The organism is Kitasatospora sp. NPDC101447, assembly GCF_044767225.1.
Lineage (GTDB): Bacteria > Actinomycetota > Actinomycetes > Streptomycetales > Streptomycetaceae > Kitasatospora.
The window spans coordinates 1-23,169 of the sequence record NZ_JBIWNL010000057.1 but is presented as its reverse complement, the minus strand read 5'-3'; the positions used below and the strand labels follow the sequence as shown (position 1 = coordinate 23,169).

23 protein-coding genes are annotated in these 23,169 nt (G+C 74.0%); 7 read left to right on the top strand and 16 right to left on the bottom strand.

What is annotated here, in order from left to right; translation table 11 throughout:
- The 3 genes from ACIRST_RS40355 to ACIRST_RS40345 are packed head-to-tail and all read right to left on the bottom strand — an operon-like array spanning position 1 to position 1,566.
- Positions 1-270: a type II toxin-antitoxin system RelE/ParE family toxin gene (locus ACIRST_RS40355; protein WP_402809334.1), complete on the bottom strand. Its 270-nt coding sequence runs from the start codon at positions 268-270 to the stop codon at positions 1-3.
- Complete coding sequence (locus tag ACIRST_RS40350) at positions 267-539, bottom strand: type II toxin-antitoxin system Phd/YefM family antitoxin (protein WP_396553230.1); 273 nt, start codon at positions 537-539, stop codon at positions 267-269. The genes ACIRST_RS40355 and ACIRST_RS40350 overlap by 4 nt, the downstream gene beginning before the upstream one ends.
- 46 nt (positions 540-585) lie before the next feature.
- Positions 586-1,566 (bottom strand): DNA-3-methyladenine glycosylase family protein, encoded by a 981-nt coding sequence (locus ACIRST_RS40345; protein ID WP_402809331.1) that lies wholly within the window; start codon positions 1,564-1,566, stop codon positions 586-588.
- Here ACIRST_RS40345 and ACIRST_RS40340 point away from each other — a divergent pair.
- Positions 1,565-2,056: an SgcJ/EcaC family oxidoreductase gene (locus tag ACIRST_RS40340; protein ID WP_402809329.1), complete on the top strand. Its 492-nt coding sequence runs from the start codon at positions 1,565-1,567 to the stop codon at positions 2,054-2,056. The genes ACIRST_RS40345 and ACIRST_RS40340 overlap by 2 nt on opposite strands.
- 37 nt (positions 2,057-2,093) lie before the next feature.
- Here ACIRST_RS40340 and ACIRST_RS40335 read toward each other — a convergent pair whose 3' ends face one another.
- A complete protein-coding gene (locus tag ACIRST_RS40335; protein ID WP_350520072.1) occupies positions 2,094-3,242 on the bottom strand; it encodes an N-acetylmuramoyl-L-alanine amidase in 1,149 nt (382 codons plus the stop codon).
- A 115-nt stretch (positions 3,243-3,357) separates the two neighbouring features.
- Between ACIRST_RS40335 and ACIRST_RS40330 the strand changes: the two genes are divergently transcribed.
- The 3 genes from ACIRST_RS40330 (at position 3,358) to ACIRST_RS40320 (ending at position 7,338) form a co-directional block, all read left to right on the top strand.
- Positions 3,358-4,149 carry a TIGR03089 family protein gene (locus ACIRST_RS40330; RefSeq protein WP_402809326.1) on the top strand — a complete coding sequence of 264 codons (792 nt, stop codon included), beginning with the start codon at positions 3,358-3,360 and terminating at the stop codon, positions 4,147-4,149.
- 37 nt (positions 4,150-4,186) lie between these two features.
- On the top strand, positions 4,187-5,536 hold the full coding sequence (locus tag ACIRST_RS40325) for an LCP family protein (RefSeq protein WP_402809324.1): 1,350 nt from the start codon (positions 4,187-4,189) through the stop codon (positions 5,534-5,536).
- Between the two features lie 224 nt (positions 5,537-5,760).
- A complete protein-coding gene (locus tag ACIRST_RS40320) occupies positions 5,761-7,338 on the top strand; it encodes an LCP family protein (protein ID WP_402809321.1) in 1,578 nt (525 codons plus the stop codon).
- 172 nt (positions 7,339-7,510) lie between these two features.
- Here the strand turns inward: ACIRST_RS40320 and ACIRST_RS40315 are convergent, their stop codons facing one another.
- The 5 genes from ACIRST_RS40315 to ssuE all read right to left on the bottom strand — a co-directional run bounded on the left by ACIRST_RS40315 (position 7,511) and on the right by ssuE (position 15,204).
- Positions 7,511-8,551, bottom strand: a complete 1,041-nt coding sequence (locus tag ACIRST_RS40315; RefSeq protein ID WP_350520068.1) for a glycosyltransferase family 2 protein — start codon at positions 8,549-8,551, stop codon at positions 7,511-7,513.
- Between the two features lie 181 nt (positions 8,552-8,732).
- Positions 8,733-10,772, bottom strand: a complete 2,040-nt coding sequence (locus tag ACIRST_RS40310) for a hypothetical protein (protein WP_402809319.1) — start codon at positions 10,770-10,772, stop codon at positions 8,733-8,735.
- 168 nt (positions 10,773-10,940) lie between these two features.
- A complete protein-coding gene (locus ACIRST_RS40305) occupies positions 10,941-13,508 on the bottom strand; it encodes an ABC transporter permease (protein WP_402809317.1) in 2,568 nt (855 codons plus the stop codon).
- Positions 13,509-13,526: 18 nt separating this feature from the next.
- The gene (locus ACIRST_RS40300) at positions 13,527-14,315 is read right to left on the bottom strand and encodes an ABC transporter ATP-binding protein (RefSeq protein ID WP_350520065.1); all 789 of its coding nucleotides are present in this window, start codon (positions 14,313-14,315) and stop codon (positions 13,527-13,529) included.
- A gap of 331 nt (positions 14,316-14,646) precedes the next feature.
- Positions 14,647-15,204, bottom strand: a complete 558-nt coding sequence (gene ssuE, locus ACIRST_RS40295) for an NADPH-dependent FMN reductase (RefSeq protein WP_350520064.1) — start codon at positions 15,202-15,204, stop codon at positions 14,647-14,649.
- Between the two features lie 385 nt (positions 15,205-15,589).
- Between ssuE and ACIRST_RS40290 the strand changes: the two genes are divergently transcribed.
- On the top strand, positions 15,590-16,942 hold the full coding sequence (locus ACIRST_RS40290) for an LCP family protein (protein ID WP_402809314.1): 1,353 nt from the start codon (positions 15,590-15,592) through the stop codon (positions 16,940-16,942).
- A gap of 158 nt (positions 16,943-17,100) precedes the next feature.
- On the opposite strand, the gene ACIRST_RS40285 is transcribed toward ACIRST_RS40290, so the two are convergent.
- The 4 genes from ACIRST_RS40285 to ACIRST_RS40270 all read right to left on the bottom strand — a co-directional run bounded on the left by ACIRST_RS40285 (position 17,101) and on the right by ACIRST_RS40270 (position 20,508).
- Positions 17,101-17,700: a hypothetical protein gene (locus ACIRST_RS40285; protein ID WP_402809311.1), complete on the bottom strand. Its 600-nt coding sequence runs from the start codon at positions 17,698-17,700 to the stop codon at positions 17,101-17,103.
- A gap of 180 nt (positions 17,701-17,880) precedes the next feature.
- Positions 17,881-18,672, bottom strand: a complete 792-nt coding sequence (locus tag ACIRST_RS40280; RefSeq protein WP_402809309.1) for an arylamine N-acetyltransferase — start codon at positions 18,670-18,672, stop codon at positions 17,881-17,883.
- Positions 18,673-18,832: 160 nt separating this feature from the next.
- Positions 18,833-19,327 (bottom strand): peptidylprolyl isomerase, encoded by a 495-nt coding sequence (locus ACIRST_RS40275; RefSeq protein WP_350520060.1) that lies wholly within the window; start codon positions 19,325-19,327, stop codon positions 18,833-18,835.
- A gap of 71 nt (positions 19,328-19,398) precedes the next feature.
- Complete coding sequence (locus ACIRST_RS40270; RefSeq protein WP_350520059.1) at positions 19,399-20,508, bottom strand: alkene reductase; 1,110 nt, start codon at positions 20,506-20,508, stop codon at positions 19,399-19,401.
- Between the two features lie 94 nt (positions 20,509-20,602).
- Here ACIRST_RS40270 and ACIRST_RS40265 point away from each other — a divergent pair, with 94 nt between their 5' ends.
- Positions 20,603-21,010: a MerR family transcriptional regulator gene (locus ACIRST_RS40265; RefSeq protein WP_402809365.1), complete on the top strand. Its 408-nt coding sequence runs from the start codon at positions 20,603-20,605 to the stop codon at positions 21,008-21,010.
- Here the strand turns inward: ACIRST_RS40265 and ACIRST_RS40260 are convergent.
- Complete coding sequence (locus tag ACIRST_RS40260; RefSeq protein WP_402809304.1) at positions 21,007-21,699, bottom strand: class I SAM-dependent methyltransferase; 693 nt, start codon at positions 21,697-21,699, stop codon at positions 21,007-21,009. The two genes, ACIRST_RS40265 and ACIRST_RS40260, sit on opposite strands and share 4 nt — an antisense overlap.
- 72 nt (positions 21,700-21,771) lie before the next feature.
- On the opposite strand from ACIRST_RS40260, the gene ACIRST_RS40255 reads away from it, so the two are divergent.
- Positions 21,772-22,368 (top strand): NAD(P)H-dependent oxidoreductase, encoded by a 597-nt coding sequence (locus ACIRST_RS40255; protein WP_402809301.1) that lies wholly within the window; start codon positions 21,772-21,774, stop codon positions 22,366-22,368.
- Positions 22,369-22,398: 30 nt separating this feature from the next.
- Here ACIRST_RS40255 and ACIRST_RS40250 read toward each other — a convergent pair whose 3' ends face one another.
- Complete coding sequence (locus ACIRST_RS40250; RefSeq protein WP_402809298.1) at positions 22,399-22,953, bottom strand: GNAT family N-acetyltransferase; 555 nt, start codon at positions 22,951-22,953, stop codon at positions 22,399-22,401.
- Positions 22,954-23,079: 126 nt separating this feature from the next.
- The coding region (locus ACIRST_RS40245; RefSeq protein WP_144385854.1) for an acyl-CoA dehydrogenase family protein at positions 23,080-23,169 on the bottom strand (90 nt) is incomplete at its 5' end.

Here is a 23,169-nt window from a genome sequence, read left to right as displayed (position 1 = left end):
TCAGAGGCCGCGATAGATCTCGCGACGGTTGCCCACCTTCACGACGAGGATCACCAGCACGTCGTCATGGATCTCGTACGCCACGCGGTAGGCGCCCACGCGGAGGCGGTAGAGCCCCGCGTGGCCCGTCAGCTTCTTGACGTCCGGGCCGTCGGCATACGGGTCGTCGCCGAGCCGGGTGAGCGCGGCAAGAATCTGCATGGCATCGACCTGTCCGATGCCGCGCAGCTGCCTCCCGGCGTGCGCGGTGAACCGGAACGCGTACTTCACGCGGCGCTCCCGACGGCCCCCGGCGGGTCCGAGAAGAGGTCCGCCAGGAGTTCGGCCATGCTCACGGTGGGTTCGTTCCGGTGCTTCTCCGCCTCACGGGCAAGGATCTCGTCCTCCGCCTCCTCTATGGCGTCGAGGATCTCGATCGGCACGATCGCTCCCACTCGCTCGCCCTTGCGAGTGATCACGGTGATCTCGCCGGCCTCGGCCTGAGTGACCACCTCGGCGAGGTGCGCGCGCAGTTCCCGGATGCTCATGGCGTCAGTCATGACTCAAGCGTACACACGGGTGCGTACACCGGGTGTGCGCTTGGCGTCAGCGATGGCGGTGGTCGTTGGGGGTGAGGCGGGGGCCGTAGCGGGGGGCCCGCGTGCCGGTGGCCAGCAGGAGGCGGCAGACGCGGTGGCGGTGCGGGCGGTAGGGCTCCAGGAGGGCGAGCATCTGGGCGTCGTCGCTGCGGGGGCGGCCGGCCAGGGCCCAGCCGACCAGGTTGGGCAGGTGGAAGTCGCCGACCGAGACCGCGTCCGGGTCCCCGTTGCTGCGCTGCAGGGTCTCGGCCGCCGTCCAGACGCCGATGCCCGGGACGGCGGTGAGGCGGGCGAACGCCTCCTCGTGGCCCATCGCGGAGGCCTCCTCCAGGCGCGGCGCCAGCCGGACGGCCCGCATGACGGTCGCGGACCGCTTCGGGTCCACGCCCGCCCGGTGCCACTCCCAGCTCGGCACCATCGCCCACTCGCGGGCCGACGGCGCCACCCGCATCCCGTCGGCCGGGCCCGGCGCCGGGGTGCCGAAGTCCCGCAGCAGGGTGCGCCAGGCGCGGTAGGCCTCGTCGGTGGTGACCTTCTGCTCCAGGATCGCCGGGACGAGGGACTCCAGCACCAGGCCGGTCCGGGTCAGCCGCACCCCGGCCGTACGGCGCTGGGCGTCACGCAGCGGACCGGGCGGCAGCACCAGCGCCTCCGGCGTGTCCTCCGCGCCCAGCAGCGCGGGCAGCCGGTCGAGCAGCCAGTCCGCGCCGGGGCCCCAGGCGGTCGCCTCGATCTCGCCCGCGGCGGGGTGCGGCAGCACCCGCAGGGTGCCGACGCCCGCCGGGGTGCGGGAGGCGCGCCACACCGCGCCGTCCCCGGCGGTCCGGTACGACGGGTCGGCGGGACCGCGGCGCAGCGGCAGCAGGGTCCGGGCCGTGTCCAGCGGGAAGCCCGGCCGCCAGCGCCGCGCCGAGCCGCCGCCGGTGCCGTCCGTCCCGCCCGTCACTGCCGTCGCCTCCTGCGCCGCCGTCGTCGACCATGGGTACATGAACGATACGCGGCTGCCGGAGCTGCCCTCCGGGGACGAGATCGCGGTGCGGGGGCTGTACCGCCGGATGCTGGAGGGGTGGAACCGACGGGACGGCGCGGCCTTCGCCGGGCCGTTCGCGGTGGACGGGCAGGTGATCGGCTTCGACGGGAGCGGGCACCGGGGCCGGTCGGTGATCGCCGCCGAGCTGGGGCGGATCTTCGCGGACCACGCGACGCCCCGGTACGTGGCCACCGTGCGGCGGGTACGGGCGCTGGCGCCGGGGGTGGCGCACCTGGAGGCCGCCGCCGGGATGGTGCCGGACGGCGCCGGGGAGCTGGACCCGGGGCTGAACGCGGTGCAGACGGTGATCGCGGTGAACGCGGGGGCGGGGTGGCGGATCGCGCTGCTGCAGAACACCCCGACGCGGTTCGACCTCCGGCCGGATCTGACCGCGGGGCTGACGGAGGAGCTGCGGGCGCTGGTCGGGCCGGGACCGGAGCCGGGGTAGCGGCGTCCGGTCCGACCGAGGGGGTGCCGACGGGGGTTCAGCGGCCCTGGAGGTGCGCGGCCCAGGAGCGGATGTCGTCGAGCCGGGCGTAGAGGCCGTCGCCGGGGCACTCGGTGGCGAAGGCGTCCCGGTGTCCGGAGACGGTGTCGAAGGAGACGACCGTGCCCTTGGGGTAGCGGCTCTGCGAGGAGCCGGAGGTCAGGTTGGTGTGGCCGGCCGCGTCCTGGCCGGTCAGGCCGAGCTTCCAGGCCGCGATCTTGCTGATGCCGTCCACGATCTCCTGCGGCGGGCCCTCGGTGGTGAAGGTGCCGAGCGCGGCGACGCCGGCCGAGTCGCTGTTGAAGCCGAGGGTGTGCGCGCCGAGGACGGGCTGCGAGACGCCGCCGGCGCGGCCCTCGTAGATGGTGCCGCAGCGGTCGACCAGGAAGTTGTAGCCGATGTCCCGCCACCCGTTGCTCTGCACGTGGTACTGGTAGATCGCGCGGATCATCTGCGGTGCGTCGCTGCACGCGTAGTCGGTGGCGGTGTCGGTGTGGTGGACGAAGACCGCCTTGACCGTCCCGGTGTAGACGAAGCCCGTCTCGCGCAGCGACTCGTCGGCCCCCCAGCCCGCCCGGGTGACGATGCCCGGCCGCGGCGCCTCGTGGTCCTGCGGTGTCCGGGCGGCCGCGGTCTCGGCCGGGAGGACGCGCACGGCGGACGCGGAGGCGGCGCCCCTGCCCGGGTCGACCAGTTCGACGCGGAGCCCGGCGGGCAGCCCCTTCGGTCCGGGGGTGACCTCGATGGCCACGCCGTCGCTGGGGCCGGTCCACAGCGGTGCCGTGGAGCCGCGGATGCCGGAGCGGCCGTCCCGTTCGTCGGGGGCGTCCTCGTTCTCGACGGCGAGCGGACGCCAGGCGGTCCAGGCGCCGGTGGAGACGCGGTGGGTGCGGACCCGGATCGAGGTGCCCGCGAGGGACTGCCGGGGGTCGTCCCAGCTCACCCCGATGAGCGAGAAGGGCTTGGTGGCGCGTTGGGTGACGGTGTGTTCGGCGGCGGTCAGCGACATGCTCGTCACGGTGCCGCCGCCGGCGGAGGTCTGTTCGGCGGGTGCCGGGTCGGCGACGGCGGTGGAGACGGCGGTCGACTGGAGCAGCAGGACGGCGACGCAGCTCGTGGCCGCGCCGGCGAGAAGTGAGATACGCATAAAACGGATATTGACGACAATTCGCTACTGTCGCCACGTCAGCGTACGCCGCTCGCGCGTGCCGCCCGCCACCCCTCCCGACCTCCCACTCGAAGGCCGTAGGCTGGGGCGCACCATGACTGCGCCTTTCGCTGCCGATGCCCGCACCCCCGTCGAGCTGCTGCACGCATTCCTGCGCGGCGGCACCCCTTCCGTCGATCCCGCGGCCCCGCTGGTCACCTTCTACGACGACGCCACCGGCGAACGGGTGGAGCTGTCCGCCCGGACCTTCGACAACTGGGTGGCCAAGACGGCCAACCTCCTGCAGGACGAGTTGAACGCCGGCCCGGGCGACCGGGCGGCACTGTTGCTGCCCGCCCACTGGCAGAGCGCCGTCTGGCTGCTCGCCTGCTGGTCGGTCGGCGTGGCGGCGGTGCCGGGCGGCGCCCCGGCCACCGCGGACCTGGTGGTCAGCGGCCCGGACGGCCTGGAGGCCGCCCATGCCTGCGAGGGCGAGCGGGTGGCGCTCGCCCTGCGCCCGCTCGGCGGACGCTTCCCGCAGCGCCCGGACGGCTTCCTCGACTACGCCGCCGAGGTGCCCGGCCAGGGCGACCGCTTCGCGCCGTACTCCCCCGTCGCCCCGGACGGCCAGGCCCTGGAGACGGAGGTCGACGGGCTGCCGCTGAAGCTGACGGGCGAGCAGACCGTCGCGCTGGCCCGGGAGGGGGCGGTCCGCCTCGGCCTGAAGCCCGGCGACCGGGTCCTCTCCACGCTCTCGTACGACGACTGGGCGGGCCTGGAGGCCGGCCTGCTGGCGCCGCTGGCGGCCGGCGCCTCGGTGGTGCTGTGCCGCAACTCCCAGGCACTGGGCGCCGAGCAGTGGGAGAAGCGGATCGAATCCGAACGGGTGACACTGCACCTCGGGTGACCCACTGGCCCCGGCCGGGCGGGTAGGGATGCCTGCCATGGCCGAGGACGACACCGAGCACCCCCCGACCGACACTCCCCCGACGGACGCGTTCCCCGAGGACGCTCCCCCGAACGGGACCGGACGCCCGCGCAGGCGCCGGCGGTGGCTGATGATCACCGCCGGCGTCGTCGCGTTCCTGCTGGTCGCCAGTGGGGTGCTGCTCTGGATCGCCTACCGCAAGCTGGACGGCAACATCCGGACCGACTCGACCACCGACCGGCTGCTCGCCAAGCTGGAGGCCGAACGGCCGAGCCGCACCGTCGGCGCGCGGGGCGCCGAGAACATCCTGCTGATCGGCAGCGACGACCGCTCCGGCTCGAACGGCTCCTACGGCGGCCAGGCCGGCACCGAGCGCTCGGACACCACGATCCTGCTGCACCTGGCCGCCGACCGGAAGCACGCGACGGCGGTCTCCGTCCCGCGCGACGTCATGGTCTCCGTCCCCGCCTGCGAGCAGCCGGACGGCACCCGCAGCAAGCCCGTGCTGATGCAGTTCAACCGGGCCTTCGAGACGGGCGGCCCGGCCTGCTCGATCCGCACCGTCGAGCAGCTGAGCGGGATCCGGATCGACCACTACGTGATCCTCGACTTCAGCGGCTTCAAGACGATCGTGAACGCGATCGGCGGCGTCGAGGTCTGCGTGCCGCAGCCGATCCACGACAAGGACGCCAAGCTCGACCTGCCCGCCGGCCGGCAGACCCTGCACGGCGAGCAGGCGCTCGGCTACGTCCGGGCCCGGGAGAGCCTGGGGGACGGCAGCGACACCCAGCGGATGGGCCGTCAGCAGCAGTTCCTGGCGGCGCTGATCCGCAAGGTGGAGTCCCAGGGGGTGCTGCTGAACCCGACCCGGCTGTGGCCGGTGCTGGACGCGGCGACCTCCTCGGTCCGGGCGGACGGCGGGCTGTCCTCGCTCGGGGCGCTGTACGACCTCACCCAGGACCTGCGCGGCATCCCGTCGGCGAACGTGGTCTTCCTGACCGCGCCGCGCCGCCCCTACCGCTACGACTCGGACCGGGACGAGTTCGTGCAGCCGCAGACCGGCCAGCTGTTCACGGCGCTGCGCGACGACCAGCCCGTCACCGTCCGGCCGCCCGGGTCGGCGCCGTCGTCGGGAGCGAGCGCGAGGGCGGGCGCCGGGGCCGGCTCGGGGTCGAGTGCCGGGGCGAGTCCGGGGCCGAGTGCGGCGCGGACCACCGGAGCGAACGCGAGCCCGGGCGCGGACTCCGGCGAGGCGGCCGGAGCGACGACCACGGCGGCAGCCACGGCCACCGCGTCACCCTCGGCGGGCGCCTCGCCCACCTTCGAGGGACGCACCGCCGACGTGGACGCCTGCGCACAGCACTGAGCGGGCCGCGCGGGGCCGGGTACGGCCTGACTCCGCCACGCCGCAGGTCGGCGCCGGTGTGACCGCCAAATGCGGACAGGTGAACGTAATTTACCTCCGCTTTGTTCAAACATGATGCAGATCACACCAGGAACGATTCCCCCATTCGGCTCGTCTACTGTGTCCGGATCGGCCCGTCACTACGGGCGGGCCGGAGCCGTGACCGGTCGAACGTAGGGAACCCCGTGCACGAGGAGCAACCGGAAACCGGCCGGTACCGGGTGGACCCGGCGCCCGGTGTCCCCCGGCAGCGCCGCCGCCGGGCAGCCGAGGCGCCCGAGGCACCGGCCGGTGAGAGCCGTCGGGACAGCCGGCGACGGGCGGCCGCCCTCGCCAAGCGGCAGCGCCGCCGCCGGGCGCTCAAGTGGACCGCCGGCGCCGGGGCCCTGGTGATGGTCGCGGGCTGCGGCGGGGCGTACTACCTGTACCGGCACTTCAACAGCAACCTGACCTCGGTCAAGGTCCAGCTGGGCGACGAGGCCGAGCGCCCCAAGGCCGCCGGGGAGGCGCTGAACATCCTGGTGATCGGCACCGACAGCCGGGAGGGCCTCGGACGCGCGTACGGCGACGAGGGCAGCGTCGGGCACGCCGACACCACGCTGCTGTTCCACATCTCCAAGGACCGCTCCAACGCGACCGTGATCAGCCTCCCGCGCGACCTGATGGTGCCGATCCCGGACTGCCAGAACGCCCAGGGCAAGAAGGTCCCGGGCTCGCAGCGGAACGAGTTCAACAACAGCCTCGGCCAGGGCGGGCGGGACGCGGGCTGCACCTGGAAGACCGTCGAGAAGAACACCGGGATCCGGGTCGACCACTTCGTGCAGGTCAACTTCGAGGCGGTGAAGACCCTCTCCACCGCCGTCGGCGGGGTCGAGGTCTGCGCGGCCAAGGACATCAACGACTCGGGCTCCCACCTGAAGATGACCAAGGGTCGGCACGTCGTCCAGGGCGAGGAGGCGCTGGCCTTCGTCCGCACCCGGCACGCGGTCGGCTTCGGCGGCGACCTCAGCCGGATCCCCCTGCAGCAGCAGTTCATCAGCTCGATGATCCGCAAGATCAAGAGCGATGACACCCTGACCAGCCCGACCAAGCTCTACAAGCTCGCGGACGCCGCCACCAAGGCGCTGACCGTGGACTCCGGCATCGGCAGCGTGGACAAGCTCAAGGACCTCGCGCTGGACATCAGCAAGGTCGACACCAAGAACATCACCTTCGCCACCGTTCCGGTCCTGGAGGACCCCCAGGACAAGGACCGGGTGATCTTCAAGCAGCCGGACGCCGGGCAGCTCTTCGCGATGGTCGCGGCCGACCGCTCGCTCACCGAGACCGCCGCCCCGGCCGCGCCCGACGGCGCGGCGCCCACGACGCCCGCCGCCACCGCCCCGGCGGTGGACACCAAGGCCGTCCAGGTGACGGTCCGCAACGGCAGCGGGAAGCGCGGGCAGTCCGGGCCGACCGTGGACAAGCTCCAGGCGAAGGGCTTCGCCAAGGCCGTGGTCGGCAGTGACGCCCCCGTCGCCGAGACCACCACGGTGTCCTACCAGCCCGGTCAGGAGGCCGCGGCCGGCGCCCTGGCCGCCGCCCTCGGGCTGCCGGGCGACGCGGTCAAGCCGGCTGCGAAGGCGGACCCGAAGGCCGGACTGCTGCTGGTGCTCGGCAAGGACTTCCTCGCCGCGCCCGCCGGCCCGGCGGCGGCGCCGACCGCGGCGCCCGAGGACCTCCAGCGGGTGCAGGCGGACGACACCGACGCCTGCGCCAAGTAGGCCGCCGCGGGCGGACCGGCACGGGGCCGTCCGCCCCGCAGGCCGGGGAAAGCTGCCGGGCCGTCATCCGGAGCGGATGACGGCCCGTTGGTCGACGGCCGGGCCTGGGGCGTTCTCGCGGAGCGGCCCTCGCGGAGCGGCCCTCGCGGAGCGGCCCGGCCCTCGCGGGGCGTCAGCCGGTCTTGGAGAGCACGTCCTTCGCGGACGGATCCACGCTGGCGATCACCCGGCGCGCCAGCGAGCGCGGCGAGGTGAGGAAGCCGAAGCCCCAGCTGAGGTGCATGGTCGCGAAGGCCACCGGCAGCATCGTCCTGGCCTTGAAGGACAGGCCGCGGCCCTCGGTCACGGCACCGCCGACGATGCCCAGCAGGTAGGCGCCGGGCACCGCGAGGAAGGCCGGGTGGACGGCCGCGCCGAGCACCAGTCCGAGGGTGACCGCCAGCAGCGCGGCCGGCGGGGCGAGGTAGCGCAGGTTGACCGAGCCGCGGTGGTAGCGGGTGACCACCCGGCGCCAACGGCCGTAGTCCTTGTACTGCTTGGACAGCGCCCGCACCGAGGGCCGGGGCCGGTACGTCACCTTGAGCTGCGGGGTGAACCAGATCAGGCCGCCGTCCTGGCGGATCCGGTAGTTCAGCTCCCAGTCCTGGGCGCGGATGAACTCCTCGTTGTAGCCGCCGAGCTTCTCCAGCACCTCGCGCCGGAACACGCCGAGGTAGACGGTGTCCGCCGGGCCGGCCAGGCCACCGGTGTGGAAGGCGGCGTTGCCGACGCCGAGCTTGGAGGTCATCGCGGCGGCGACCGCGTGCTCCCACTCGGTCTCGCCCTCGGCGTGCATGATGCCGCCGACGTTCGCCGCGTCCATCTCGCCCAGCAGCCGGACGGCGGTCGCGATGTAGCCGGGGGTGAGCAGGCCGTGGCCGTCCACGCGCACCACTATCGGATGGCGGGAGCCCCGGATCGCGGCGTTCAGTCCGGCGGGCGTCCGGCCGGTGGGGTTCGCCACCGTCCGCACCCGCGGGTCCTCGGCCACCAGCTCGGCGGCGATCTCGTCGGTGCGGTCGCCGGACGGACCGAGGGCGATCACCACCTCGATCGGCCCCGGGTACTCCTGGTCCAGGATGCGCCGGACGGCCGTGCGCAGGTGACGTTCCTCGTTGAGCACCGGCATGATCACGGAGACAGCCGGCAGCTCCTCAGCAGCCTTGGTGTTCATCGGGGCCCACCGTACCGGTGCGGACGCGCCCCCGTCTCGTCCCGGTCCGGGCGGCCGCGCGCACCTCGCGGCGCGGCACCGGCACTGTGATCGAGAACACCGCACTCCCCGGTCGGAGCGGTTCCCCGCCGGGGTGGCGCGGTGCCGGTCCGGTGCGGATCCGGTGCCGGCCGGTGCCGCTTCAGAGCGCGTAGTGGGCGACGGTAAACACCGCGTAGCCGGCCAGCGCGATCCGGTTCACCAGGTGCTGGGGGCCGCCGAGGCGGTCCGGCAGCGCGCGGTCCGGGCGCAGGTCGGGCCGGTGGGCGGCGGTGGCCACCGTGCGGGCCAGCGCCTCCGGGTCGTACCGGTCGCCGAAGAGGCCGGCCAGCCAGACGGCGGGACGGCTGGCGAAGGAGAACTCCCGCCCGCCGCACAGCCGGATGGTGAGCAGGTTCCGGTGCACCGCCGCCGCGCTGATCTCCGCCCACCGGAAGCTGCGGGTGCGCAGTGCGGTGGCCACCCGCAGGCCGTTGCGGTCGGCCACGATCTGCCAGGACAGCGTCTGGGCGCAGGCGAGGATCGCCAGGGAGCCGATCCAGAGCGGCCGCACCAGGTTCTCCCACCAGCCGTCGTCGTCCAGCAGCACCACGGCGGCCGCGACCAGCAGCGCGGCCAGCGGCCCGGCCGCCGCCCGCAGCGGCGCGGGCATCTCCCAGCGGCGGGCGGCCACCGGCTCGGCGTCCGGTCCGGCCGCGGGGGCGGCGGCCACGGTCTCGGCGGTCAGCGCGGCGACGGCGAGTTCGCGCCCGCGGTAGCGCTCGGTGAGCCGGCTGAACCGCGGGGCCCGGGCGGCGGGGTCGGCCACCGCCGCCACCCAGTACGGGTCACCGTCCAACAGGCCCGGCCGGACGAGGAGTTGGTGGTCGGTTCCGTCCGGGCCGCGGTACAGCACGGCGGGCACGCTGCGGCCGGCGTGGGCCAGCCGGGCGGCGGCCTGGGCGGGGGTCGCGCGGTCGTGGAACTCCTCGTCGTCCTCGCCCAGCAGGGCGTCGACGTCGTCCGGGTCGTCGTCGAAGCCGTCCGGGTCGTCCGGGTCGGGGTGGGCCAGCGGGTCGGGGTAGTCGGCGTCCTCGTCGCCGGTCGGCAGGTACTCGGGCACCCAGGCCGGGCCCTTCCCGTCCGGCGCGCCGCCGCCGGCCCAGCGGTAGCGGTCGCGCTCGACCAGCCGCCAGAGGCCGGGGCCGTCCGGCGGCCCGTCCAGCGGTTGCACCAGCAGGTCGCCGCGGGCGTCGGCGCGCACCCGCACGGCGAGCGCGGGGGCGGAGCCCTCGAAGGCCGGCCGGTCGCGGCGGGCGGCGGCGACGGCGGCGGAGCCGAGCATCACCAGGCCGGGCAGGGCGATCAGGCCGCCGGCGCTCAGCTGGCCGGAGAGGTCGTAGTCGTCGCCCAGGGCGCGCACGTAGTCGCCGTCCACCAGCAGCGGGACGGGCTCGCCGGGCTGCGGCCGCCGCTGCCACCAGACGTCGAGGGCTGCGGTGCGCTCGGGGCCGCCGTCGGGCGGCTGGAAGCGGACGGTCAGGACGCCGTCCCGGTCGGCGGTGCCCGCGGTGCCGGTCACCCGGGCGGCCTGCTCGGCGGCGGCGTCCGTCCGGGCCTGCGCCCAGAGCCCGTACAGCGGGAAGGCCGCGGCGACGACGAGCAGCAGGACGCCGAGGACCCGGCGCCGCACGGACGGTCCGTCGCGGTGGACGGGCGAGGGCGCCCCCGCGGCCGTCCACGGGAAGGGGACGGGCGGCGCCATCAGCTCGTCCAGTTGCTGGCGGGCGCGGCGGCGGCCGGCCTCGGCGCCCAGCAGGACGGCGGTGAGCAGCACGTGGAGCAGCACCGCCGACCAGCGGGCGAGCGGGGTGACCAAGCCGTCCGGCAGGTACCAGAGCAGGGCCAGGACGACGGGCGGGACGAGCGCCCGGGCTCGGATCCTGGTCGCCAGCAGGACCACCTCGGCCAGGACCGACCAGCCGGCCAGGGCCGAACCCCAGGTGTCCCGGCAGACGCCCGCGGCGTTGCACCGGGCGGCACTCGGCTCCACGGCGGTGGCCAGCACGGCGAACGCGAGCGGCAGCAGCGCGAGCCAGCGGCCGTCCAGCCGCCAGGCCGTACGGGCGGCGCGCCAGCGGGCGGCGGCCGCGGCGGTGAGGGGCGCGGCGCTGGGCAGCGGCGGAGCGTCCGAGGGGAACATCGGACGATCATCTCAGCCGTCCGGAGGCCGAACCGGCGTCAGGGGCACCGCTCGCAACAGGCTCCCGACGGCCCGGGGGACGGCCCGCCTCCGCATGCCGCAGGGGCCGGGTGCTGTGCGCACCCGGCCCCTGTCCCCGCTCCTGCTCCGACGCCCCCCGGCGCCGGATCAGTCCGTCGCGATGGCGGCGAGGACGTTCATCCGTCCGGCCCGGAAGGCCGGGACGAGGGCCGCGACCAGACCGATCACCACCGAGGAGACCAGGGTGATCGCGATCGTGACGGCCGGGACGGAGAGCGTCCCGAGGCCCTGGTCCCGCAGGACCCCCTGGACGGTGACGCCCCAGGCGAGGCCCAGCCCGGTGCCGAGGACGGCGCCGAACACCGCGATCACCACGGACTCCAGCCTGATCATCCGGCGCAGCTGGCGGCGGGAGAGCCCGATCGCCCGCAGCAGGCCGATCTCCCGGGTCCGCTCGACCACCGACAGCGCCAGGGTGTTGACCACGCCGAGCACGGCGACCGTGATCGAGAGGGCGACCAGCCCGTAGATCAGGTACAGCAGGGTGTTCACCTGGGACTGCACCAGCTCCTTGTAGCCGGCCTGGTCCTTGACGACCAGCTGCGGGTACTCCTTGAGCCCGTCCTGCAGGGCGGCCAGCGTCCTGGCGACGTCGGCGCCGGGGGCGGCCTTGGCGAAGAAGGTCCACACCGGCGGCTGCTCGGCGGCCGGGACCACCCGGGCCATGGTGTCCATGGCCACGAAGGAGCCGTCGCCGAACAGCTCGCCCTTGGCGAAGACCGCGCCGACCGGCAGCTCCTGGGTGCGGCCCTTGCCGTAGTCGACGGTCACCCGGTCGCCGACCTTCAGGTTGTGGTCCTTGGCGAAGGCCTCGCCGATCCCGAGTGAGCCGCGGGCGATCGAGTCCACCGCACCGGTCCTGACGGTCGGCCGGAAGTCGGTGCCGAAGAAGGCGGACGGCACTGCGGTCAGGTCGCTCTTCGCCTGCCCGCCGTCCGGCAGCCGGACCTTCGACAGGAAGGACTTCTGGGTGGTGACGTGGTCGATGCCCGGGGTCCGGCGCACGATGTCCAGCATCTCGGGGGTGACCTCGGTGCGGCCGCCCTGGATGATGTAGTCCACGCCCACCGACTTGTCGATCTGCGCATTGGCCGAGGTGACCGCCGAGGAGCTGAACACCGAGGAGGCGATCACCAGCGCCAGGCCGATCATCAGTGCGGCGGCCGTGGCGCCGGTGCGGCGCGGGTTGCGCATCGCGTTGCGCTGGGCCAGCTTCCCGGACGGGCCGAACACGGCCGGCAGCACCGCACCCAGCACCCGGACGATCGCCGAGGCGAGCAGCGGGCCGAGCACCACGGAGCCGACCAGGGTCAGCAGCACGCCCAGGCCAAGGTACCGGCCGCCGGTGGCCGCCTTCTCCGACTGCGCGCCGAGCACCAGCAGGGCGCCGCCGCCCGCCGTCAGCAGCAGGCCGACGACCGTACGGACCAGGTTGGCGCGGCCCTCGGCCGGGGTGCCGTGGTCGCGCAGGGCGGCCATCGGCGAGATCCGGCTCGCCCGGCGCGCCGGGAACCAGGCGGCGACCAGGGTGACCACGATGCCGAGCGCGTAGCCGGCGACGAAGACGTCCGGCCCGATCTGCAGGTCGGCCGCCTTGAGGTCCATGCCGATCGCGTTCATCAGCTTGATCAGGCCCACCGCGACGCCCAGGCCCGCCGCGACCCCGAGGGTCGAGCCGAGCACGCCCAGGATCAGCGCCTCGACCAGCACCGAGCGGTTGACCTGCGAGCGGCTGCCGCCGATGGCGCGCAGCAGGCCGATCTCCCGGGTCCGCTGGGCGACCAGCATCGAGAAGGTGTTGATGATGAGGAAGCCGCCGACGATCGCCGAGACGAAGGCGAAGCCGAGCATCGCGTACTTCATGAAGTCGAGGCCGCTGCCGACCTGCTTGGTGTTCTCGTCCTTCTGCTCGGCCGCGGTCTTGACCTGGTAGCCGCCGCCGATCCTGGCCGCCGCGTCCGCCTTGAGCTGGTCGTTGCTGCGGCTGCCGTCGCCGAAGGCGTCGATCGAGGTGTAGGCGGGCTCGCCGATCAGCAGCTGCTGGGCGGTCGGGGTGTCCAGGAAGCCCAGCGCCGCGCCCGGGTTGGTGGTGGTGAAGGTGGCGATGCCGGCGATGGTGAAGTCGTGCTTGCCGCCGGAGTTCTCGACCCGGACCTTGTCGCCGAGGCCGAGCTTGGCCTTCTTCGCGGTGTCCGCGTCCAGCACCAGTTCGCCGGGGCCCTGCGGCGCGTGGCCGGAGGTGATGGTGACGGGGTTGCGCGGCGTCTCGGTCCAGTTGCCGAGCATGGTGGGCGCGCCGCTGGTCGGGCCGACCAGCTTGTTGGTGGCCGGGTCGACCAGGATCGCGTTCTGGACCATGACCCGGCCGACGGCCTTCTTCACGCCCGGCACCGCGGCGATCCGGTCGGCGAGCGCGGCCGGAACGGTCGGCGGCTTGACGGCGGCCTGCTGCTCCTCGTCCTCGGCCGGCTTGGGCGGCTGGACGGACACGTCGGAGGCGGTCGCGGCGAAGAGCCTGTCGAAGGTGCTGGTGGCGGTGTCGGAGAAGACGAGGGTGCCGGAGACGAAGGCCACCGACAGCACGACGGCGATGAGCGAGAGAGCCATCCGGCCCTTGTGGGCGAAGAAGCTCCGCAGGGAGGTCTTGAGCAGCATGGTGGTGTGGCCCGCCGCTCAGCTGGTGCGCTTGCCGTCGAAACGGCGCATGCGTTCGAGGACGGAGTCGGCGGTGGGCGCGTGCATCTCGTCGACGATCACGCCGTCGGCGAGGAAGAGCACGCGGTCCGCGTAGCCGGCGGCGACCGGGTCGTGGGTGACCATCACCATGGTCTGGCCCAGCTCGTCCACCGAGCGGCGCAGGAAGGTCAGCACCTCGGCGCCGGCCCGGGAGTCCAGGTTCCCGGTGGGCTCGTCACCGAAGATGATCTCGGGGCGGGCGGCCAGCGCGCGGGCCACCGCGACGCGCTGCTGCTGGCCGCCGGAGAGCTGGGTCGGGCGGTGCTTGAGCCGGCCGGCCAGGCCGACGGTCTCCACCACCTGGTCCAGCCAGGCCTGGTCGGGCCGGCGGCCGGCGATGTCCATCGGGAGCGTGATGTTCTCCAGCGCGTTCAGGGTCGGCAGGAGGTTGAACGCCTGGAAGATGAAGCCGATCTTGTCGCGGCGCAGTCTGGTCAGCTGCTTGTCCTTGAGGCCGGTGATCTCGGTGTCGCCGATCCAGATCCGTCCGCCGCTGACCGTGTCGAGCCCGGCCAGGCAGTGCATCAGGGTGGACTTGCCGGAGCCCGAGGGGCCCATGATCGCGGTGAACCGGCCGCGCTGGATGTCGACGTCGACCGCGTCGAGCGCGGTGACCTTGGTCTCGCCCGAGCCGTACGCCTTGGTGACCTGACGTGCCGATGCGGCGACGGCGGAGGCTCCGCCGGGAAGCTGGGGGTCGTACACGGCTGCTGCTGCCGTCGTCACTGGAGTCTCCTCGTGGAAGGTGCGCTCACCCGTTGGCCCCAGCCTCACGGGCCCGCCCGCCTCACGACATGGGGCAGGCCGTAGTCCTCGACCGGGAGTAAGCCCCACCTTCCCGGTGGACCTGGCTGCCGGACCCGACGTTTCCGGGCCGCTTCCCGGCGGGTGGGGATGTGTGAACCACGTTAGGAGTGGACGGCGGACGGCTCGTCATCCGACGGAATGAAGCGCCTCAACCAAGGTTCTACGGGGCACGGCGCGCCTCCCCCTAGGGGTCACCGCGGCCCGTCTCGGGGACGCCCCGTACGGGCCGTGGCGACGGTCGCCCGGCCGGTCAGCAGCCGGTCAGCACCGGTGCGGCCAGTCGCTCCAGGGCCGTGGCGAAGCCCTCGACGACCGGCTCCAGCAGGATCCGGCTCTCGCGCTCCAGCAGGGTCGAGCCGTCCTCCCCGGCGGTGATGTGGCGGTCGAGCACGAACCAGCCCTGGGTGATGTGGCCGGCGCCCATCGAGCTGAGCACCGGACGCAGCGCGTAGTCCACCGCGAGGACGTGCGCGGGCGAGCCGCCGGTGGCCAGCGGCAGGACGGCCTTGTCCGCGAGCGCGTACTGCGGGAGCACGTCCAGCAGGGCCTTCAGCAGCCCGGAGTAGGCGGCCTTGTAGACGGGGGTGCCGATCACCACGCCGTCGGCACGGGCGAACAGCTCGGTGACCGCGACGATCTCGGGGTGGTCGAAGTCGCCCGACAGCAGCGCGTGCGCGGGCAGGCTGCGGGCCTCGAAGGGGACGACGTGGTGGCCGCGGTCCGCCAGCCGCGCGTCGACGTGGCGCAGCAGGCGGGTGGTGCGGGAGGTGGCAGACGGGGAGCCGGAAACGGACAGGACGACGGCCATGGGTTCACCTCTGGCTGGAAGCGGGGCGGCGCTGCGCAGCGGGGGGAGGCGCTGCGGCGGGGTCACCGGGGTGGGGCCCGGCGCCGGGGCGGCACGTCGGGGGACGTGCGGGTCTCGACGGGCGCGCGTCAGCCGCGACAGAGCGAACAGGCCACACCACGCCGAAGGTCGACGTGCCGCCGACGCGTGAGTGCAGGCTGATCCATGCCTGGCATGCAAGCACGGCCTGTTCGAGCCGGTCAAGAATCGTTTCAGCCGCTGGACCGCGGGGGGTGTCCGGACGTTACGGCGGAACGATCCGGTACGTGCATCAAAACTGCTACAAGAGGCCCGGTGGGCCCCCCGGGGGGAGTCAGCCCGACCGGGGTCGGGCATCCTCAACGGCATGAACACGTGGCAGGAAGGCCGCCCGGGGGGCGGCGGGAACCCGTACGGCGGCAACGGCGGAGGCGGCGCGGCGGCCGAGCCGCCGCTTCCGGCTTCGCTGAACCCGCGCGGGCCGGGGGCGTCCGCGCCGCGGCCCGCGGGGCAACCGGGGCCGTCCCGGCTCGGTGGTGTTCCGCAGCAGGGGTCCGGCGCCCCGGGCGTCCACCCCGGCGCTCCGGCCGGCCACCCCGGCGCTCCGGGCAGCCACCCCGGTGCTCCGACCGGCCCCGGGCGGCCGGGTGGTCCGGGCGGCCCCGGCGGCCCTGGTGGCCCCGGCGGTCCGGCCGGCCCCACCGGCGCCCGGCCGGCCGGTGCGCAGGCCACGCGCTGGCCGCGGCGCCGGATCGTCAAGTGGACGGTCTTCGGCCTGCTGATCGCCGTCATGGTGACCGCCGTCTCCACCTGGTTCTGGGCGGACTCCAAGCTCAACCACGAGAACGTGCTCGCCGACTACCCGGGCCGCCCGGCCGCGGGCAAGGGCACCAACTGGCTGATCGTCGGTTCGGACAGCCGCCAGGGCCTCACCGAGGGCGAGCAGGACGACCTGCACACCGGCCACGACGAGGGCAAGCGCAGCGACTCGATGATGATCCTGCACGTCGGGGACAACGGGAACACCCTGATGAGCATCCCGCGTGACTCCTGGGTGCCGATCCCCGAGCACGCGGGCAGCAACGGCAAGCCGGTCAAGGGCACCACCGCGAAGATCAACTCGGCCTTCGGCGCCGGCGGCGGACGCCTGCTCGTCCAGACCGTCGAGCAGAACACCGGCATCCGCATCGACCACTACGCCGAGATCGGCTTCGCCGGTTTCGTCGGGATCGTCGACTCGATCGGCGGCGTCGAGATGAAGATCGACCAGCCCGTCAAGGACAAGGACTCCGGGCTCGACCTCCAGGCCGGCGACCAGACCCTCACCGGCAAGCAGGCCCTGGCCTTCGTCCGCCAGCGCCACCAGATGGCCGACCAGGACCTCGGCCGGATGCGCAACCAGCAGAAGTTCCTCGGCGCCCTCGCCCACCAGGCCGCCTCCCCGGGCAACCTGCTCGACCCGTTCACCTTCTACCCGCTGGTCGACTCGGCGCTCGGCACCCTGATCGTGGACGACGACTGCGGGCTGACCGACCTCGGCTCGCTCTTCCTCGCCATGAAGGACGTCAACGGCGGCAGCGGCAAGACGATCACCGTGCCGATCGGCAACGCGGACTTCCGGACCAAGACCGGCGAGTCCGCGGTGCTGTGGGACGCCAACAAGTCCAAGCAGGTCTTCGACGCCTTCAAGAACGACACCGCGGTGCCGGACGTCAAGTAGGCGCTCGCCCCGCTCCACCGTCGACGCCGCCGCCTCCCCGACCGCCCGGTCCGGGAGGCGGCGGCGTTTCCACGGGACGGCGGCGTTTCCACGGGACGGGGCCGCCCAGGGGGCCCTCCGGGGGCGGCGTCCGGCCGACCTCCCCGGTCCCCGCCGGGTCAGCCCGCCTCGGCCTGACCGGCGTACGGCAGCAGGCCGGTGCCGCACTCCGGGAAACGGACCAGCCACTCCCCCTCGCCGCCCGCGTCCTCGGTGGCACCCGAGTAGCCGTAGTGGATCGGCTGCCCGACGCCGCCCAGCCAGCGGGCGTGCGCGAGCTGCACCGACAGGGCGGCCGGGCGGTGCGGCGCGGCCTGCTCCAGCACCAGTTCGTGCTCGGTCTCGCCGGGCCGGAAGATCACCGCGGTCTCGGTGCTGGGACGCCGGGTGAAGACCCGCGCCCCGTCCGTCCAGTAGGCGGCGACCGTCACGGCCAGCGTGCCGTCCAGGCTGCCGGTGCCCGGCCGGACGTACTCCTCGTCGGCGACCCAGCGGGCGTGGTGGCGGAGCTCGTCGCCCCGGCGCTCGTCCCAGCGCACCCAGTAGCCCGCCACCCGCTTGACGGTCATGCCCTCGCGGACCACCCGGACCGCGAACCGCGCCGGGCCGGTCGGCTCCCCCGCGGCCGGCTCGCGGGAAGCCGGCTCGCAGGAGGCCAGGGAGACCACCGTCACCTGCTCGTAGGTCACCTCGCCGTCGTCGGCGCCCTGCTCGATCATCGCTGAACCACCTTGCCGGGAAGTCGGGTTCGGCCGCGGCTCGGCCCACGTCCGAGGAGAGCGTAGGGCGGCGTCGGCGCGGGTCGGGACGATTGGGCGGTTCCGGCCCGGCGGCCGCCCGCCCGGGCTATCCTGCCCCTCCCGCGACCCGGCCGGCCCCGACCCGGCGGCGACCCGACCTCAGCCGGGCAGTCGGTCGAGCGTGATGCCGAAGTGCTCGCGGTAGGCACTCAGCGCCTCGGCCCCGGTGAGCTGCCGCTCGGTGCGGGTTCCGTCGGCGGCGGAGCGGATGAGCCGGGTGCCGCTGAGCGTCGTCCGGCCGCCGTCCTCGGTGAGCACGGAGCAGGTGGTCGAGCGGGTGAAGTGCGAGTCCGGCGAGGTGCTCTGCCACCAGCAGGTCGGACCGAAGTCGGCGAGCGGGTACGGGCGCGGGTCGAGGCGGTACTGCGGGGCGCCGTCCAACCGGACGTCCAGCTCGCCGTGGGCGCCGTACGGGACCACGGTGAACGTGCCGTGCGGGTCGGGCTGCGGGGCACGCCCGTCCAGGCGCAGCGGGAGGCGGCTGAACCGGCCGAAGCCGACGTCGACCAGCCAGGGCTCGTCCAGGTCGACCCGCAGCGCGAGGTGGTCGAACGGCGGGCCGAGGCGCTCCCCGTCGAAGACCCGGCCCGACAGCAGGCTCACCCGGTAGCCCAGGGAGCGCAGCAACTCGGCGAAGGCGCCGTTCAGTTCGTAGCAGAACCCGCCGCGCCGCCGCTCCACCACCTTCGCCACCAGGGCCGCCGGGTCGAGCACCACGGTCTCGCCGAGGTGGAGGCTCAGGTTCTCGAACGGGACGGCCCGCAGGTGGGCCTCCTGCAGCCGCGCCAGCGCCTGCGCCGACGGCTCCCCGGGGTCCGGCACTCCGATCCGCGCCAGGTAGGCCGCCCGTGCGGCGGGTGTCAGGCCCTCGTACGCCTTGTCGTCGTCCATCCGCCCATTCCAGCCGGGCCGGGGGCGCCGGACCATCGGTCCTTGGGCCTAGGACCCTGGTTCGTGGGCGGTCGGCGGGAAACGCCACCGCCCCGGAGTGGGAAGTCGGCGGATCCGACTTCCCACTCCGGGGCGGTACGCGTGCCTCAGACGGCGGTGATTACTCGACCACGCCGGACTTGGCGATCTTGATAACGGCCGAGGTGCGGCCGCTCTGCGAGCCGAGCGACTCGATCTTCTTCACCAGGTCCATGCCCTCGACGACCTCGCCGAAGACGACGTGCTTGCCGTCCAGCCAGTCGGTCACGATGGTGGTGATGAAGAACTGCGAGCCGTTGGTGTTGCGGCCGGCGTTGGCCATCGACAGCAGGCCCGGGCGGTCGTGCTTGAGCTGGAAGTTCTCGTCCGCGAACTTCTCGCCGTAGATGCTCTTGCCGCCGGTGCCGTTGTGGTTGGTGAAGTCACCGCCCTGCAGCATGAAGGCCGGGATCACGCGGTGGAAGCCGGAGCCCTCGTAGCCGAAGCCGTTCTGGCCGGTGGCCAGCTCGCGGAAGTTCTGGGCCGTCTTCGGGACGACCTCGTCGAACAGCTTGAAGACGATGCGGCCGGCCGGCTCGTCGTTGATGGTGATGTCGAAGAAAACGTTGGAACTCATGCAGGGATCATGGCACGAGCGGTCCGCTCCCGCTCGGTACCCCCGGGAGCGCGCAGGCCGGAGGCGCCGTGTTATCCGGTCTGCCGGCCGCTCAGCGCGGGGTAGTCGGTGTACCCCTCGACTCCCCCGCCGTACATCAGCCCGTCGCGGAGCGGATTGAGCGGGGCGCCGGTGCGCAGGCGCTCGACCAGGTCGGGGTTGGCGAGGAAGCCGCGGCCGAAGGAGATCAGGTCCGCCCCCGCCGCCAGCAGCCGCTCGGCGGCGGCCCTGCCGCCGTCCTCGGGCAGCGGCCCGCCCCAGCCGAGCACCGGGTTGGCGATCAGGGTGCCCGGCCAGGTCTTGCGGAGCTCCTGGAAGACGGCGTCCTCCGGGTCCGCGAAGACCACGTGCAGGTAGGCGAGGCCGTCGTCGGCGAGCTCGCCGACCAGCGCGCGGTAGATCTCGGCGGTGTCCCCCTCGTCCATGCCCTGGCCGGTGAAGCCGGGCGAGACCCGCAGGCCGACCCGCTCGGGGCCGATCTCCGCCGCGACCGCCCGGACCACCTCGACCACGAAGCGGATCCGGTTCGCCACCGGGCCGCCGTACGCGTCGGTACGCCGGTTGGTGTTCCGGGCGAGGAACTGGTGCAGCAGGTAGCCGTTGGCGCCGTGCACCTCGACCCCGGCGAAGCCCGCCTCGACGGCGTTGCGGGCGGCGGCCGCGAAGTCGGCCACGGTCTGCCGGATCTCCGCCCCGGTGAGCTCCCTGGGGACGACGGCCTCCCGGTGCCCGCTCGGCGTGTGGACGGTCTCGGGGAAGGCCACCGGCGAGGGCGCCACCGGGTGCAGCCCGCTGTTCTCCGGGTGGCCGATCCGCCCGCCGTGCTGGAGCTGCAGGAACATCCGGCCGCCGGCCGCGGCGACGGCCCCGGTCACGGTGCGCCAGCCGGCCACGTGCTCGGGGGCGTGGACGGCGGGGGTGCCGGCGTACGTCCGGCCGACCCGGTTCGGGGTGGCGGCCTCGGCGATGATCAGCCCGGCGCCGGCGCGCTGCGCGTAGTACTCGGCCATGATCGGCTGCGGAACACCGTCGGCGCCGGCCCGGGTGCGCGTCATCGGTGCCATCACCAGGCGGTTGGGGAGGCGGAGCGGGCCCAGGTCTGCGGGCTCGAAGAGACCGGCGGTTCCAGTGTTCGTCGTCATGCCGGAGACCGTAGAAGCTAACATCGGTGTCAGGTTCAAGTCCCTACGGGGCGAAGCCCTTTCGGGGCTCGGATCGGACGACGGGGTGGACGGCATGCGGATCGGCGAACTGGCCCGGCGGACGGGCGTCAGCGAGCGCTCGCTGCGCTACTACGAGCAGCAGGGCCTGCTGGTGGCCCGCCGCACCGGCGGCGGCCACCGGGAGTACCCGGAGGCCGCCGTCGACCGCGTGGTGCACATCCAGGAGCTGTTCGCGGCCGGGCTGCACAGCCGCACCATCTACAAGATCCTCCCCTGCATGCGGGACTCCGACGGCAGCCCGAGCGAGATCGCCACCCCGCTGCTGGTCGAGGAGCTCACCGCGGAGCGGGAGCGGATCGACCGGACGATCAACGACCTGCTGCGCTCGCGCGAGGTGCTGGACGAGGTGATCGTGACCGCCTCCGGGGCGCCGTCACAGCCGGCCCGGCCCGCGCAGCCGTCCGCGCCCGAGGCCGCCTAGGACGGCCCGGCCGGGCCGCCGACGGACGGCTGGCGGGTGGCTGCGGGCTTGCGGGCCAGCAGGTAGGCCTGCGGGGTGCTCTCCTCGCCGTCCGGCTCGCGGACCGTACGGGAGGTCATCACCAGGCCGGCCCCGCGGACCAGCTCCTCGACGCGCTCCGGCCGCAGGCGGCGGAAGTCCAGTGACACCGGGTGGCCGAAGGGCCGCTCCAGGCGCAGGGGCTCCTCGCCGACCTGGAAGGCGAGCAGCAGTCGGCCGCCGGGGGCGAGCACCCGGGCGAACTCGGCGAACACCTCGGGGAGGCGCTCCCCCGGGGTGTGGATGATCGAGTACCAGGCCACCGCGCCGGTCAACTCGCCGTCCCGGAACGGCAGTTCGAACAGCGAGCCGACCTCGAACGGAACCTCCGGGTAGGCGGCCCGGGCCAGCTCGACCATCCGGGGCGAGAGGTCGATCCCGCGCACGTCCAGTCCCAGACCGTGCAGGTGGCTCGTCACGTAGCCCGGGCCGCAGCCGAGTTCGGCCGTCCTGGGGTCCGGACGCTCGGCGCGGACCAGGTCGGCGAAGAGCGCCAGCACGGCGCGGTCCGTCGGCCTGGTGTCCATCGCGCGGCTGAAGCGGTCGGCGTAGTCGGCGGCGATGGTGTCGTAGAACGCCCTGGTCGTGGTGAGGAAGTCCGGCTCGGTCATGGCCCGGCACCCTACCCGCCGCCCTCGGAACGTAGCATCACCTTTCGTCAACCAGCGGGAGGGGAACGGACGATGAGCACGATCGGGGTCTACCTGGCGCACCCGCGCCCCGGCAGTTTCAACCACGCCCTGTACGAGGCCGTGGTCGACGAACTGCGGGGGCGCGGCAGCGAGGTACGGGCGCACGACCTCTACGCGGAGGGCTTCGCGCCGCTGCTGACCGCCGAGGAGACCGGCACGGTGGACGCGGCGGACCCGTCCGCCGATGCCGGCCTCGCCCTGCACCGCGCCGAGGTGGCCACCCTGGACGCGCTCGTGCTGGTCCACCCCAACTGGTGGGGCATGCCGCCCGCCGTCCTGGCCGGCTGGGTGCAGCGGGTGCTGGCCCCCGGCGTCGCCTACAAGCTGGGCACGGCGGACGGCGAACCGGCCGGGCTGCTGCGGGCCGGGCGGGCCCTGGTGCTCAACACCTCGGACACGCCCGAGGACCGCGAGCGCAGCGAGTTCGGCGACCCGCTGGAGCGGATCTGGGCGGCCTGCGTGCTGCCGTACGTCGGCGTCACCGACATCCGGCGGACGGTGTTCCGCACCGTCACCGACTCGACCGCCGCCGACCGCGCCGAATGGCTGCGGCGGGCGCGGGCGCAGGCGGCGGCACTGCTCGACTAACCGGCTCCCGGGGACGGGCCCCGGGAGGCCTCAGAGCTCCAGCTCGGCCACCGTCTGGTCGCCGCTCAGCTCGCCGGTCGGGCGGAAGCCGAGGCGGGCGTAGAACTCCGCCGGGCCGTGGGGGCCGGGCACGTAGGTGACGGTGGCCCGGGTGCCGCCGCGGCGGCGGATCTCGGCGCAGACCTGCTCGACGGCGAAGCGGCCGTAGCCCCCGCGCTGCTCATCGGCGTCGACCAGCAGGCGCCACAGGCCGGAGCGCGGGTGGTCGTCGGGCTGCTCCGGGTGGAAGCGGATGTCGAAGAAGGCCATCACGAAGCCGACCGGCTTCCCGTCGTCCAGGATCAGCCGCGGCCACGCGGTCTCCCCGTACGCGTACGCCTCGGCCAGCGACTTCACCACCGGCGCGACCAGGCCCTCCTGGTCGGGGCGCACCCGCAGGGCGAGGGCGGCGTCGATGTTCGCGGGGGTGACGGCGGCCAGGCTGAGGGTGGACGGCGCGGGGGCCGTGGCGGAACCGGAGGCCGTGGCGGAGGCGGAGGCCGTGGCGGAGGCGGGCAGGGCGGACACGGAAGGTGCTGAGGACATGGCGGGCAGCCTAGGGAGCGGAGCTTCCCGCCGTCGCCCGGATTTCCTCCGGCCGCGGCTGCCCCCGACCGCGGACGGGCGGTCGGGGGCCGTGGGTGCCCGGGCCGGACGGGGCCCGTGGCCGCCTTACGGGAGGTTGCGGGCCATGACGATGCGCTGGACCTGGTTGGTGCCCTCGTAGATCTGCGTGATCTTCGCGTCCCGCATCATCCGCTC

Excerpts from the sequence above, each read along its gene's own strand:
- ACIRST_RS40350 (WP_396553230.1), bottom strand. The coding sequence starts at position 539 with ATGACTGACGCCATGAGCATCCGGGAACTGCGCGCGCACCTCGCCGAG.
- ACIRST_RS40340 (WP_402809329.1), top strand. The coding sequence starts at position 1,565 with ATGAACGATACGCGGCTGCCGGAGCTGCCCTCCGGGGACGAGATCGCG.
- ACIRST_RS40345 (WP_402809331.1), bottom strand. The coding sequence starts at position 1,566 with ATGTACCCATGGTCGACGACGGCGGCGCAGGAGGCGACGGCAGTGACG.
- ACIRST_RS40335 (WP_350520072.1), bottom strand. The coding sequence starts at position 3,242 with ATGCGTATCTCACTTCTCGCCGGCGCGGCCACGAGCTGCGTCGCCGTC.
- ACIRST_RS40330 (WP_402809326.1), top strand. The coding sequence starts at position 3,358 with ATGACTGCGCCTTTCGCTGCCGATGCCCGCACCCCCGTCGAGCTGCTG.
- ACIRST_RS40325 (WP_402809324.1), top strand. The coding sequence starts at position 4,187 with ATGGCCGAGGACGACACCGAGCACCCCCCGACCGACACTCCCCCGACG.
- ACIRST_RS40315 (WP_350520068.1), bottom strand. The coding sequence starts at position 8,551 with ATGAACACCAAGGCTGCTGAGGAGCTGCCGGCTGTCTCCGTGATCATG.
- ACIRST_RS40310 (WP_402809319.1), bottom strand. The coding sequence starts at position 10,772 with ATGTTCCCCTCGGACGCTCCGCCGCTGCCCAGCGCCGCGCCCCTCACC.
- ACIRST_RS40305 (WP_402809317.1), bottom strand. The coding sequence starts at position 13,508 with ATGCTGCTCAAGACCTCCCTGCGGAGCTTCTTCGCCCACAAGGGCCGG.
- ssuE (WP_350520064.1), bottom strand. The coding sequence starts at position 15,204 with ATGGCCGTCGTCCTGTCCGTTTCCGGCTCCCCGTCTGCCACCTCCCGC.
- ACIRST_RS40290 (WP_402809314.1), top strand. The coding sequence starts at position 15,590 with ATGAACACGTGGCAGGAAGGCCGCCCGGGGGGCGGCGGGAACCCGTAC.
- ACIRST_RS40285 (WP_402809311.1), bottom strand. The coding sequence starts at position 17,700 with ATGATCGAGCAGGGCGCCGACGACGGCGAGGTGACCTACGAGCAGGTG.
- ACIRST_RS40280 (WP_402809309.1), bottom strand. The coding sequence starts at position 18,672 with ATGGACGACGACAAGGCGTACGAGGGCCTGACACCCGCCGCACGGGCG.
- ACIRST_RS40275 (WP_350520060.1), bottom strand. The coding sequence starts at position 19,327 with ATGAGTTCCAACGTTTTCTTCGACATCACCATCAACGACGAGCCGGCC.
- ACIRST_RS40270 (WP_350520059.1), bottom strand. The coding sequence starts at position 20,508 with ATGACGACGAACACTGGAACCGCCGGTCTCTTCGAGCCCGCAGACCTG.
- ACIRST_RS40265 (WP_402809365.1), top strand. The coding sequence starts at position 20,603 with ATGCGGATCGGCGAACTGGCCCGGCGGACGGGCGTCAGCGAGCGCTCG.
- ACIRST_RS40260 (WP_402809304.1), bottom strand. The coding sequence starts at position 21,699 with ATGACCGAGCCGGACTTCCTCACCACGACCAGGGCGTTCTACGACACC.
- ACIRST_RS40255 (WP_402809301.1), top strand. The coding sequence starts at position 21,772 with ATGAGCACGATCGGGGTCTACCTGGCGCACCCGCGCCCCGGCAGTTTC.
- ACIRST_RS40250 (WP_402809298.1), bottom strand. The coding sequence starts at position 22,953 with ATGTCCTCAGCACCTTCCGTGTCCGCCCTGCCCGCCTCCGCCACGGCC.